This window comes from Helcococcus sp. KG196 (genome assembly GCF_046035495.1).
GTDB lineage: Bacteria > Bacillota > Clostridia > Tissierellales > Peptoniphilaceae > Helcococcus > Helcococcus ovis.
In genome coordinates, this window is record NZ_JBFNFI010000004.1 from 1 (window position 1) to 13,816 (window position 13,816).

The 13,816-nt window shown below is 27.7% G+C and carries 10 protein-coding genes; 2 read left to right on the plus strand and 8 right to left on the minus strand.

The features are described from left to right. Positions 1–43: 43 nt before the first annotated feature. From ABGF45_RS02735 to ABGF45_RS02765, 7 genes are all read right to left on the minus strand, one after another. Positions 44–1,546, minus strand: coding sequence for a C69 family dipeptidase (locus ABGF45_RS02735; RefSeq protein ID WP_134744010.1), 1,503 nt, complete (start codon positions 1,544–1,546; stop codon positions 44–46). A gap of 111 nt (positions 1,547–1,657) precedes the next feature. Further along, entirely contained in the window at positions 1,658–4,855 is a 3,198-nt protein-coding gene (pulA, locus tag ABGF45_RS02740; protein ID WP_167554053.1) for a type I pullulanase, read from the minus strand. Between the two features lie 540 nt (positions 4,856–5,395). Next, the gene (locus tag ABGF45_RS02745) at positions 5,396–7,072 is read right to left on the minus strand and encodes a sensor histidine kinase (RefSeq protein ID WP_134744012.1); all 1,677 of its coding nucleotides are present in this window, start codon (positions 7,070–7,072) and stop codon (positions 5,396–5,398) included. Next, on the minus strand, positions 7,065–7,820 hold the full coding sequence (locus tag ABGF45_RS02750; protein WP_134744013.1) for a response regulator: 756 nt from the start codon (positions 7,818–7,820) through the stop codon (positions 7,065–7,067). Before ABGF45_RS02750 ends, ABGF45_RS02745 begins: the two co-directional genes overlap by 8 nt. A 6-nt stretch (positions 7,821–7,826) precedes the next feature. Then, on the minus strand, positions 7,827–8,966 hold the full coding sequence (gene msrAB / locus ABGF45_RS02755; RefSeq protein WP_408111588.1) for a bifunctional peptide-methionine (S)-S-oxide reductase MsrA/peptide-methionine (R)-S-oxide reductase MsrB: 1,140 nt from the start codon (positions 8,964–8,966) through the stop codon (positions 7,827–7,829). A 16-nt stretch (positions 8,967–8,982) separates the two neighbouring features. Next, complete coding sequence (locus ABGF45_RS02760) at positions 8,983–9,612, minus strand: redoxin family protein (RefSeq protein ID WP_167604025.1); 630 nt, start codon at positions 9,610–9,612, stop codon at positions 8,983–8,985. A gap of 21 nt (positions 9,613–9,633) precedes the next feature. Then, positions 9,634–10,350: a cytochrome c biogenesis CcdA family protein gene (locus tag ABGF45_RS02765; RefSeq protein ID WP_134710897.1), complete on the minus strand. Its 717-nt coding sequence runs from the start codon at positions 10,348–10,350 to the stop codon at positions 9,634–9,636. 226 nt (positions 10,351–10,576) lie between these two features. Between ABGF45_RS02765 and ABGF45_RS02770 the strand changes: the two genes are divergently transcribed. Beyond that, the gene (locus tag ABGF45_RS02770; protein ID WP_408111587.1) at positions 10,577–11,587 is read left to right on the plus strand and encodes a YdcF family protein; all 1,011 of its coding nucleotides are present in this window, start codon (positions 10,577–10,579) and stop codon (positions 11,585–11,587) included. A 114-nt stretch (positions 11,588–11,701) separates the two neighbouring features. Here ABGF45_RS02770 and ABGF45_RS02775 read toward each other — a convergent pair whose 3' ends face one another. Then, the gene (locus ABGF45_RS02775; RefSeq protein WP_134744017.1) at positions 11,702–12,541 is read right to left on the minus strand and encodes an aminoglycoside phosphotransferase family protein; all 840 of its coding nucleotides are present in this window, start codon (positions 12,539–12,541) and stop codon (positions 11,702–11,704) included. A gap of 204 nt (positions 12,542–12,745) precedes the next feature. Here ABGF45_RS02775 and ABGF45_RS02780 point away from each other — a divergent pair, with 204 nt between their 5' ends. Further along, a complete protein-coding gene (locus ABGF45_RS02780) occupies positions 12,746–13,597 on the plus strand; it encodes a GNAT family N-acetyltransferase (protein ID WP_408112585.1) in 852 nt (283 codons plus the stop codon). The last annotated feature ends 219 nt before the right edge of the window (positions 13,598–13,816 follow it).

Sequence of the window (13,816 nt, forward strand, 5' to 3'; positions counted from 1 at the left end):
CATCACTAAATTTTCTAAAATTTCCCCAGACACTCCAATCACCTTATGCATCTGATCTAGAAAATGCATTTTTCATATTGTTACTTGCAACATACAAAACATTGCTCAATAATACATCTGTCTTGGATTTCAAGTAATCTGCCATTTCTTGATTTGCTGTTTCTAGTAAGTTTTGAATTTCTTCTTCTGAACTTAAGGATTTAGCCATTTTATCATATTTTATTATCATTTCATGACCTTTAGATTGAATATCTAATTGGTAATTTTCAATGTATGCGGCTGTGTCACTAAAGTTATTGTCACAAAGTGCTGCAATTAATCTATTTGTCCAATAAAAATTATCTGTTGAAACTTTATCTGTTCCGTTTGAAAGATATGTCGGTGTTTTTGTAATATTTGCATAAAATGGAACAACTGCGTTGAATACATTTGAACCTAGCGACATCCATTCAATTACTTGGAATGCTTTTGGCATATATGGTCTAATTTGAACTAAGCCCATAACATTGTTTCTATTGATTCCTATTGGTCTATATTTTCCTTTAAGTACTTTATCATCTGATTTTCCATAAGAGTCAAATGGAGTTTCTTGAAAATGGTGTGATAGCACATATTTAATATCTTCAATTGTAATCTTTCTGTCAGGTTTTTGTGCCCATGGGATATTGTTTGATTCCGGCTTAAAATCTGCATTTTCCCCATCCCATTTAAATGACAATTTATTAAAAAATCTTTGAATTATCCACGCCCTAGGTGTGTTGTATGTATGATCCATATCAGAATGCGAACCAAAGGCATCTCTCGGATTTAATTTTCCATCAAATGATAAATCCAAATGATTTTCAGATATAAATTCTCTAAGATCTTCAGAGCACATGTATTCTTCCTGTTTTCCAAAGGCATCGTCCAAGTCAAATGAGTCAATCCCCAATTGATTCGGCATTACTACATAGCTATCATCCGGAACTTTTTTAGCAATCCAATGATGTCCACCTATTGTTTCCAACCACCAAATTTCATTTTCATCCTGAAATGCAATTGCATTTTTTTCATAAGTTCCGTAAGTTTTTAAAATCTGTCCTAATCTCTTAACTCCATCTCTTGCAGTATGAATGTATGGAAGCACAAGTGTTACGATGTCCTCTTCACCTATTCCGCCAAATATTTCTTCTTGATAATTTTCGTCACCCTTTTTACCAACCTGTGGAATATATTTAACCATAGGATCCGCACCAAGAACTCTCTCATTTGAGGTAATTGTCTCCGTTGCAGTCATTGAGATATTTTTCTCATTTACACCATAAGCCCCCCAAATACCTTCCTTTAGATTAGCATTTGGCATCGCTGTATATCTCATTGGATTATCCGGTAATTCAATCTCAACTTTTGAAATTACCGATTTATATTTTCTTGGTTGTTCTTCGGGAGTTACTACTATGAAATTTTTATTTTCATATGAACCAGCACCCGAATCTTCATTTCTTGCTGCTAATGTAGAACCATCATAAGATGCATTCTTACCTACTAAAATTGTTGTACATGCCATTGTTGGCCTCCTTATTATTGTTTACTATATAAACTATATTAAAACTTATTTTTAAATATGTAAATAAGAGGCTTACAAAAAACATTTTGTAACACCCCTTATTTCTAATTATTATATTAAATTTTTCTTTCTAATCACAAAAATCATTCCCATTGATATTACTATCATGATAGCAGAGGTTGTAACTCCAAAATCTCCTGTTTCTGGATTTCTATTTTGTGTAGAATTTTGTTGGTTATTTGATTGTGTGATTGTAACTGCATTAATTGGTTTATCTTTAGTAGGAATTCTTTGAAGCACAATTGTTGAAAGTGGCGACAAATCAATCTTATCAATTACATCTATTTCTCTCAAACCTTCTGCTTTAGCTTGATTATTCATTACAAGCACTCTGTATCTTCCTGTTTCAACATTAAAAGGAACAACTTTATCTGATACATTATGTCCGATATATAAATCATCTTCTCCACGTTCAAGTTTATATCCTACTTCACCAAATCGTTTATTTTTAATTTCAAAAATTTTATTTATTTCACCAAAATCTTTTATATTAAAAATTTCATTATTTTTTCTGATTTTTACCAATTCTCTAAAATAATTGGTCATATTTGAAAAGTCTTTTACTCTATTCCAATCAAATTGGTTTACTGAATCCGGAGAATTATATGAATTGTGGTTTCCACCTTTTGTACGTCCAAATTCTTGTCCCGCGTGTACAAATGGCGTACCAAATGAAAACATAGTAATTGCATTTGCAAGATTTTGTCTTTTTATTCTAGTTTCAACATTATCATCAGGTCTTGATTTTTCTAACTTATCCCATAATGTCAAATTATCGTGAGCAGCTGCGTATTGAACAACTTGTCTTGCTGACTGATATGGTTTATCTAAATTTTGTCCACCTTTAATATTATTTATTATTATGCTTTCTTTTTCAGGTGAACCGGTAATAAACCCTGTAGAATTATCATCATTACCACCTTTTATTGCATTTCTAATATCATCGTTAAAGAATGCCAAATTCGGCATTTTATTTGCATTCTTTTGACTAGCTCTTAAATCTTCAGGAATTCCCATGTCCATATTCCAGCCTTCTCCAAGTATGAATATATTCGGATTAATTTCTTTAACAGCTTTATAAACTTCATTCATAGTTTCATGGTCATGCGTTCCCATAAGATCAAATCTCAATCCATCAAGTTTAAATGTTTTAACCCAGTGTTTTGTAGAATCAATCATGAACTTACGCATCATCCTTCTTTCGGATGCTGTTTCATTGCCTACTCCTGTACCTGAATGGAATGTACCATCTTCTTTCATTCTGAAATAGTATCCCGGAACTATCTTATTAAATGACTGTTGTTGAGTGTCAAATACGTGATTATAGACAACGTCCATGATTACTCCAAGTCCATTTTCATGAAGTGTATCTACAGTTTTTTGTAATTCTTTAATTCTATTAAATGGATCTTTTGGATCTGTTGAGTATGCACCTTCAACTGCATTGTAGTTTTGTGGGTCATATCCCCAATTATATTTTGCTTTAATATTTTTTTCATCAACTGAATTACTGCTAAAATCATAAATTGGCAACAATTGAATATGTGTTACTCCTAATGATTTCAAGTAATCTAATCCTGTTATTTGTCCATTATCTGCTTTAGTTCCTTTTTCAGTTAATGCTAAGAATTTTCCTTTATTTTTCATTCCCGAATTTTCTGCAATTGAGAAATCTCTAACATGTAATTCGTAAATAATTGGATTTTTCATGTTTTCTTCATTTACAGGTCTTGCAACTTCACTTGGTGTAGGATTTACAACTACTCCCCTTTCGCCATTTACTGTTACAGATTTTGCATATGGATCAACTACTTCAACCCCTTCAGCATCTGATAGGTAAACTCTATACATATATTCTTTACCTAGATTATCCCCTAAAAGTTTATAGCTATATACTCCTTTTTCACTTCTATTCATTTCATAGTTTTTTTCTAAAGACCCCTTATTATATGTTACAAGTTCAACTTTTCTGGCTGTAGGAGCCCATAACTTAAATTCTGTTTCGCCTTTAGAATATATTGCACCTAACTCTTCATCAGTTGCATACTTATCATCAAATTGTTTTTCTGAAACAATTCTTCCGATAGTTGCTTTTGCATTTAATACTTCATCAGTTTGTTTATCAACATCCTTTACTTTCAATATAATTGAAACATCTTTTCCTTTATTTGAAATAATATCATCTAAATTGATATCTTCTTTCAAAGTAATTTTGATTTTTCTAGTTTTTCCATTTTTTTCGTTAATAGCTTCAATTTTTTCAACTTTAGATTTGATATCTTCTTTACCAAGTTTTAATTCATAATGTTGTTTAGCATCCTCAAAGTTTACATATTTGCTTAATCTTAAATTTAATTCTTTATATTTATCAATTGTAAATAATTGAATTACCGGCTTTTCTTCTGAAATTTTTTGAGGTTTTTCTAAATAAGTTTTTGGATCTTCATCTCTTACCCAGACATGTGTAGTTTCATCTTTTATATCAACAAATCTGTCTTCATCAATATTTTTAGTCCAACTATTCTGATCTTTTACAATATACCCTATTTTATCTGTTTTCACCCCTAGATCAATAGTAGCAGTTTGACCGAAATCATCAGTTTTATCAAATGAATGTTGTTTTCCATCTGCTCCATTAGCCCATACCCAAAGGCTCCATTTCCCTCCATTATAATTGTCAAAATGGAATATAACTTTTGTGGTTTTATCAGTTTTAGTTTTTTTAACATTTTTAGATATATCAATATTTTCTTTTTTTCCTATTTTTTCATTTTGAATTTCAGATATTTTTGCTAATAATTCTTGTGGAATTTTCACATTATTTCCTTTTGGTCTCCATCCCTCACTTCCCAATTCTGGTAAATATATCTTAAATCCATCTTTTTGTAAACTTTTAACTTCATCAAAAGATAACTTAATTGAATAAAATTTTTGTTCTTTATTTGCAACTAAATCCTTACCATTATTCCAATCTCCATTAATTCCTCTTAATTTTGCTTGATTTTTAAAACCTTCTCCCCAATGTTCAAAATCAAACACAAAATCCACTGTCTTATCAGAGTTTACTTTAGCCTTCGCTCCAAAATCTTCTTTATCACCTGATTTTGTAAACCCAAAATCAATATATTGTTCTTGAGCTTTAACGGTTTTAGTCTTAAACCCTTGAATGTTCACTCCGGAAAGTGAAATTATAAAAGCTAACAACATGGCTATTGTTCTTCCAAAAATACTCTTTATTCCCGTTTTCATACCTTCCTCCATTCTATTTCTTAAATTTATTATATGAGAAATTATTATTTTTTCAAAGAGTTTTATGAAAACGGTTTTAGCCTCTAAAAATGCAGAAAGTTGAAGGATTAGAGGTTTGTTAAATTTTCAGAGAATTTATCTGTATTAAAAAAAAGTAATAAAAGAAAAATTGTAATCTTTTTCATAAAAATTTAATTCAGTATATTCTATACCTATATAGTTCATTCATGTAAATTTAGAAAAATTATACTTTACAGGTAAAAATTTTCTTTTTTTCATGCAAATATAAAATACTTCATATTTACAGGTAAAAATTTATACAAAATGAATTTTTTATCTATAAATTTACCTGTATATTAAAGATTTTACAATTTTACATGAACCTTTTTACCTGTATTACAAAAATATCTTTAATTTACATGACTGCCCTTCTTTTTTTTACCTGTAATGCAAATTTTTACGATTTTGCATAATTTTTATCACTTATAATTAAAAAAATTAAAAGCTGCAAACACATTATCATGTATTTACAGCTTTCTACTATATACTTAATCTATATTCAACTACAGTTGCATCTTCTTGTCTGTACATTCTTATTCCATATTGATTTCCGCAAAGAATCTTAATTCTTTGTTCAACATTGCTCATTCCGATTCCCCCAAGCTTTGTTTTTATTCTATTTTGATTGTCAAATTCTAAATCAACACCATTGTTTTCTACCTTAATTATTAAATCCTCATCATCTATATAGGAGGAAATTTTGATGAATGATTTTGATTTTTTAGGTTTAATGCCATGATAAATTGCGTTTTCTACAATTGGTTGAAGAATTAATTTCGGAACTAATATTTCAAGAGTATTTTTATCTATTTCAAAAACATATTCAAACTTATCATCATATCGAACTTTTTGAATGTCCATATAGTTTTTCACGTGTTCTAATTCATTTGACAATGATATAAAGTCTTGATTAATACTCAACGTGCTCCTTAAAATCATTCCTAATGACTTGGTAACCTCAATCGCTTTTTCATTTTCTCCAAACTCAATCAACCAAAGTATTGTATCTAATGTGTTATAGATAAAATGAGGATTTATTTGACTTTGTAAGGCTTTTAACTCAAATATCCTCTTTGAATTTTCCTTCTCTTCTATATTTTTAGTAAGAGTTTTAATTCTGTCCAATAGTAAATTATATTCTGTTTTTAAAGTATGAATTTCTATCGAATCTGAGTATTCAATTTTTATCTTGGAAAAACTTTCGTCAACTTTTTTCATCTCCTCTACCAGATTTGTCAATGGTTTACTTATCCATTTAGAAATTAATACTGATAATGCAATCGTTGAAATTAAAATTATAATTGACCAAGTTACAGTATTTACAATTAATTTATTTTGTAGTTGGTCTATTTGCTCTGTTGAAGAAACTCCCACAAGTATCCAATCTGTATTTGGAATGTAAATTTTTGAGGCGATAAACCCCTTTTCAACAGTTTTCATCCTATCTTTTATTATTTTTAAGTATTTTTCATTTTCAATAAGTGAATTTGTGTTCATTTGTTTAGAATCAAAAAGTAATTTTTCTTCTGATGTAGTTATGAAAGCATAACCATTTTCTCCAAAATTTATCGAGGAAACATAATCTTCAATAAATTTATATGATAAATCAATCACAACAAATCCCTCTATTTTCTTATTTTTATTAGTAATTTCGTGACTAATTGAAATGACTCTTTCTGTTTTATTCATAGAAAATCCTTTATGATTTTCTGTTGTAACCATAGCCATATTATTTGATTTTTTTAAGTTTCTATACCATTCTAAACTTTCCATATTATTAGAAATTTCAAAATCTATAGGGGAAGTTGATAATATTTTCCCATCATTTGATATAACTGAAATTCTTTTAATTAACGGATCATTTTGTTGAGTTAATTCAATTATTTTTTTTATTGCATTTTCATTTAAGGCATTTATATTTTCAATTTCCGGAGTCATTGCTAATAAACTTGATATTCCCTTTATTTTTTCAAGATATGAAGAAATGTATATACTTGCATTTTTAAGTTGTTGCTCCGTTTGCTGTAATTTATTATCTTTCAATATATTTACAGAATGCTTGTAATTTCTATATGATAAAATTATTACCAATACTATAGAAATGATGAAAAAATATATACTTATTTTTGTGCTAAATTTTTTTAATAATTTATTCATCCCTTAAACCTTGCTTGAATTGTTTTGGTGTTATATTGTAATATTTCTTAAATTTTGTTACAAAATAATTTACATCTTCAATCCCTATATTTTCAGCTATTTCATAATTTTTCATATCAGTCGAAAGCAACAAAATCTTAGCTTTTTCCATTCTTTTTTTATTTATATAATCTTGAAAAGTAAGTCCATATATTTGTTTTACCAGCACACTTAAATAATTGCTGTTATATCCTATATCTTCCGCCATTTTACTTAATGATAAATCTATGCTAAACATATTTTTTTCTAAATATTCCTTAATCAAATTATTTTCCTCATCTATTTCTATAGTTTCATTTTGAGTTATATTTTTAATAGATTTTTTTCTCCTAAAATAATCAATTTTATCTATAGCACTTTTCAAAATATACTCAATATCCTTCTTTGAGACAGGCTTTAATATATAATCATCAACTTTAGCTCTTATAGCTGTCTGTGTATATTCAAAATAATCATATCCTGTAATTATTACTATATATACATTTGAATTATTTTCTTTTATTAATTTTGCAGCTGTTAAACCATCTATTTCAGGCATATTAATATCCATTAAAACAATATCAGGATTTTGAGTATTAGCTAACTCTATTGCTTGCTTTCCATCTTCAGCTTCTAATACATCAGTAATGTTTAGATTCTCATAATTAACGAGTTTTTTTATACCTTTTCTAATGATTGACTCATCATCTGCAATTAATAATTTATACATTTTCACCTACTTTATAATATGTGTTAAATATCCATATCCTTCTTTTTCCATGTCTTGTAATGGAACAAATTTTATTGATGCACTATTTATACAAAATCTCAATCCACCCAATTCCTTTGGTCCATCATTGAATACATGTCCCAAATGTGAATTTCCTGACCTACTTCTCACTTCTGTTCTCTCCATATTATAACTTAAATCTTTATGATAAGTAACCACTTCTTTTGCTATTGGTTTTGAGAATGATGGCCATCCACAACCTGAATCAAATTTATCTGTTGAGCTAAATAATGGTTCACCTGTTGCAACATCAACATAAATCCCCTTATCTTTATTATTCCAATATTCGTTTGAGAATGCATGCTCAGTATCACTTTTTTGTGTAACTTTATATTGAATATCCGTTAATTTCTTTTTCAACTCATCATCTGAAGGCTTTGGATATTTTAATTGATCTATAATCACTTCATTCGCCTTTGAAATATCAATATGGCAGTAACCATTTGGATTTTTCTTTAAATAATCTTGATGATATTCCTCAGCTTTATAGAAATTTTCTAATTTTCCAACTTCTACAACTATTTTGTCTTTATATTTTTCTTGTTCTTTTTTCAATTTTTCCTCAATTATTTTTCTTTCACTTTCATCTGTAAAATAAATTCCTGATCTGTACTGTATGCCTTTGTCATTTCCTTGTTTATTCAAACTTGTCGGATCCACAACTCGTAGATAATAATCTAGTATTTTTTCTAATGAAATTCTTTCTGGATCATAGTCGACTTTTACAGTTTCAGCATGCCCTGTATTTTTATATGAAATATCTTCATATGTTGGATTTTGAGTTTTTCCATTTGCATATCCACTTACAGCATCTGCTACTCCATAAATTTTTTCCATATATGCTTCTAATCCCCAAAAACATCCACCTGCTAAATATATTGTTTTTAGTTTTGATTTTGAATAAAAAATCCCGTCATTAGGATTTTCATTAATGGATTTCTTTTGCTCTTCTTTTATAATATCATCTATTTTTTTACTTATATCATCTTTGTTTTTCATATCATTATTTGAATTAATCACTTTATTAGTACAGGCTGTAATTATAAAAGTTATAAAAAAAATAATTGACAAAAATATTTTCTTCATACTTACCCTCTTTTCATTATTTTACCTCTGAAAAAATTTTATTTAACGCTTCTTTATTTAATTGTCCGGGTACAACTTTAATTAAAACACCGTCAGATCCAACTATTATGTTTGTAGGTGTTGATCTAATGCCATAATTTTTGATAAAGTTTCCGGACTCATCCAGTAAAACCTTAATGTTTTTATAATTTAATCCCTTAAACCACTTTATAAAATCCTCTTTATTTTTTTCACCAATATGTCCCGGCGAAACTACTGTTACTATTTCATAATCTTTTGCATTTTTAGACATTTCATCCAATTCTGATAATCCCGCTAAACAAATTGGACACCATGAAGCCCAAAACTTAACATATACTTTCTTACCTTTTTGATCGCTTAATTTGTACATTTTTCCATTAATATCAGGTAAATTAAAATCTGTGGCAAGTTCTCCTTGATTAATTTTCTTCACTTTTGTAGAGTCACTCATTTGGTCTAATTTCATATTGTCCTTTTTATCTGATTTCATATGATCCATTTTGTCTTCCATTTTTTTATGCTCTTTTTTATTATCCATTATATCTTTTTTTGCTTTTGCTCCTGTTGAACAAGCTGTTAAAACTAGTGATAATGCCATTAATCCCGATAATATTCTTTTTTTCATATATATTCCTCTTTCTTTTATTTAGTTAAATAAGTTGTTAAAAAATGCTGTTAAATTTTGTAATTGGTTGCTCATTAGTACTATTCCCATTAATGCTACTAAAAATCCGCCAATTCTCTTAATTGTAATTAAATGTTTTTCAAAAAATTTGAATTTATTCATCAATGCACTTGACGCAATCGCCATTATTAAAAATGGAATCATCAAACCTATTGAATAAATCAACATTAAAAATGCTCCATAAAATTGCTGTCCACTACTTGCAGATGTTACCAATACTGCAGCTAAAATCGGTCCAACACATGGTGTCCATCCCAAACTAAACGATATTCCCATTAAATATGTTCCAAGTGCTTTTTTCTTATTATTCTTAAATCTAATCCCCTTTATTTTATTCATTCTTTCAAAGTGAATTAAATCCATTTGATGAATTCCAAGTAAAAATACTAAAAATCCCGCAACTGTTAATACCCATCTGTTGTTTAACACCTTTCCAATTATTCCTGCTCCAAATCCTAAAATCACAAAGCTGGTTGAAAGACCTAATACGAAAGCCATTGTCTTGATAATTGCACCTTTATTTATCTCAAACTTACCTATTTTTATCTTCTTATATTCGCCTTCCTTATCCGTCATAAACCCCACATATACAGGAATAAGAGGGAATGTACATGGTGCAAAAAATGATAAAAACCCGGCAATAAACACAGAACTTATCAATAATTCATTTTGTATCATATTTCCTCCTGAAATATTTTCTTTATGGTGTTATTATACGTTCATTCTTACAATAAGATAATAGAAAATAATTTTTAAAAACTTAAAAATCATTAGGAGTTGAAAAATAAATTAAATATTAATATACGTTCACAAAACTAAATAATTGGGTATCCAATACTTAGGTGTATATTTGTACATTATAAACATTTAATTATGTACAGAATTAAATTTAAAGGAGAAATTTATGGAGTTTTCATTAGTAATTACAGTATTTATATTTTTAATTTTAGTAATTACCATATTTAAGGAAAGAAGAAATATAATTTCCGGAATATTATTTTCATTTTTTATGATATCTTCAATAATCACAATATTGCTAGGTTTGGAAAAATATGATCTACTTTCTAATTCGCCGATAAGAATATTAATATTCGGTATAATAGCTTTATTTTCATTATTTGTATTTTTAATACCCGTGTTTTTAGTAATAACTTTAATTTATAATGGAATAAAAATATTAAAAAAAGAGGGTTTTTCTATAAACAATATGCTTTCTTTAAGTCTTGGATTATACATTTTGTTAGGCTCAACTATTGGTAATATTTTAATATACAGATTTAACATTCCTACTTTGTTTAAACATTTAATAATATTATCAAATATATATTTTTCATATATTTCACTAATTGCTATTTCTTACACCATATCTGGATTTTTGAATTTTGCTAATGTAAAAAGAAAAAATTTGGATTATATAATCGTTTTAGGATCTGGATTAATCAATGATAAAGTTCCTCCTCTTCTGGCAAGTAGAATAAATAAAGGGATAAAAATATTCAAAAAAAATCCTAATTCAAAAATTATAATGTCAGGTGGACAAGGAGATGATGAAAATATTGCTGAAGGTGAAGCAATGAAGCAATACGCTTTAAATCTGGGAATTTCCGAAAAAGATATTATAGTTGAAGATAAATCTACTACAACTAGAGAAAATCTAATTTTTTCAAAAGAATTAATGAAGGAAAATCCAAAAATTGCGGTTGTAACAAATTACTATCACTTGTTTAGAGCCTTGATAATAGCTAAACAAGAAAAAATTAAATGCATTGGATATGGTGCAAAAACAAAACTTTATTTCACAATTAACGCATTTATTAGAGAAATCATTGCATTTTTAATAATGTATAAAAATATTCATTTTGTTACTATTTCATTAATAACTTTAGTTTATCTTGCTTTAAATTCATTCTTTTAGACAAAATAGAAAAAGGAATTGATAAGAAAATATAAATATGAATTGAAAATATAAATTTAAGTGACTGTTGCGAATAACTAAAAAAATTATTTTGCAACAGCCCCATGTTTAATCCTATATCTTATCAAGCCATTCTAAAACATATTTAGCTTTATTTTTCATAACATAAATCTGATTTTTCCCATAATTTATCGCCCATGGCAATGATCCTAATTCATTTGATGAAATGTATAGCTTCATGAGTTTCCAAAATTCTTCCGGGATTTCATTATTAAAGTAACCATCTATCATTCCTCGTGAAAAATGTTCAAAATCTTTTATTGACCACACAATACGGTTAAATTCTTCCCAAGGATCGCCTTTATCAAATTTTTCAAAGTCAATTATATAAAGTTTATCATCTTTTCCTATCATCATATTTCCAATGTGAAAATCTCCGTGATGTATTGAAATTGGCCTATTTTTTAGTAATTTTCTGTTTTCATTTATATATTGAATGAATCTATCCCCATTTTCATATTTTTCGGGACACTCCAAATAACTTTTTATCTTTCTATCCATCTTCTTGCTAAAATATTCTTCCCAATCAAACTTTTCTTCAACAGGTATTGAATGGATTTTTTGTAGCATTTTACCCGCTTCAACTCCATAATCATACTGTTTTTCATTTGATAATTTCGCCATTTTTTCTTCAGCATCAACACCGTCAATCCAAGAAATAATTGTGTAAACAAAATTTTCATCTTTACTTATTTCAATAGGTTTGCACATATTTATTCCTAATTCCTCTATCTTTTTCATACAATTAAATTCTTCAATCTTATCTTCAAGATTTTCAATAGAGGAAACTCGCAATAAATATTTTGTATAATCTTCTGATGTAATTTCATATTTTTCATCATAAGACCAACCTTTATCAATCAATTTTTTCTTAATTATTTTAATATTTTCCATTAAACACCTCCTCGCATAATAATGTTGTAGTAAAAAAACTACATTTTCTTTTCTATCCCATACTCATTTTGGTATAATATTGGTATGGATAGAGGTCGTAGTTCACCTCCTTGAAGCTTGTTTCCTAAGAAAGGGTTACGTCTCTTTTAAACACTAATTATACTATATATAGTATAATTTGCATATACAACTAAAGGAGAATTTATGAATACAATTTATACTAACAAACTTACGGAAAATGAATTAAATCAAGCAAAAGAACTTATAAAAATCTGCCAAAATCATGATGGAACCTTCAAGGAACCCTATCTTTCAAATATGTTAAATTTCGATAAATCTATGCCAGCATTTTTCATGGCATATAATGAAAATATTTTAGTAGGAATATTGACGGTTTATGCCGACTCTTATAATATTGAAGTTAGCATTAACATTCACCCTAAATTTAGAATGAATGGAATCGCAAAGGCTTTATACAATTTATTCTTAGAAAAAACTAAAGATTATGGTATTTCTTCAATAGAATTTATCAGCGAAAGAAAGTTTTTAGATAAAAACCAAGATTTATTAAAGCATTGGAATATAAAGGAAACCAATGATACTGAATCATGGTTACATAAAGGATCTATTCCTTATGAAATAGATAAAATATCAGAATTATCAATCTCTATAGCAAACGAAAATGATATAGACAAAATCGCAAAAATAAATGCGGAAGCATTTGATTCACCATTAAATAGAAGCTTAGCTTATGCAAAAGAATCTATGAATGATAAAAATAGCATTTTATATGTAATTAAGAAAAATGACATTATTTTGGGTTCCTGTACAGTTGATATAAGCTCAAACTCAAATTATTTATATGGATTAGCTATTTCTAAAGAATATAGAGGTCAAGGAATTGGAAGCTATTTTGTAAAAAATATTGTAAATGAATTAATTTCTAAAAATAATAAAGATTTTCAAATAGCAGTCGATGACACAAATATCGGTGCAAAAAAACTATATGAAAATCTTGGTTTTGAATATATTACGCAGGTGGTGTATTTATCATAAAATAATAATTTCTTAATATTACAGGTAAATTCTTTTGAAAATCATGTATTATAGCAATTTTTTTATATTACAGGTAAAAAAGGTTAAAAATAATCATGTATTACAAATATTTTAACAATTTACATGAAAAATTTTACAAATCACTGTTTTACATACATGTAATTATTACATTATTCAAATATACAGGTAGTTGTCCTAAAAAATTTACCTGTATATTTG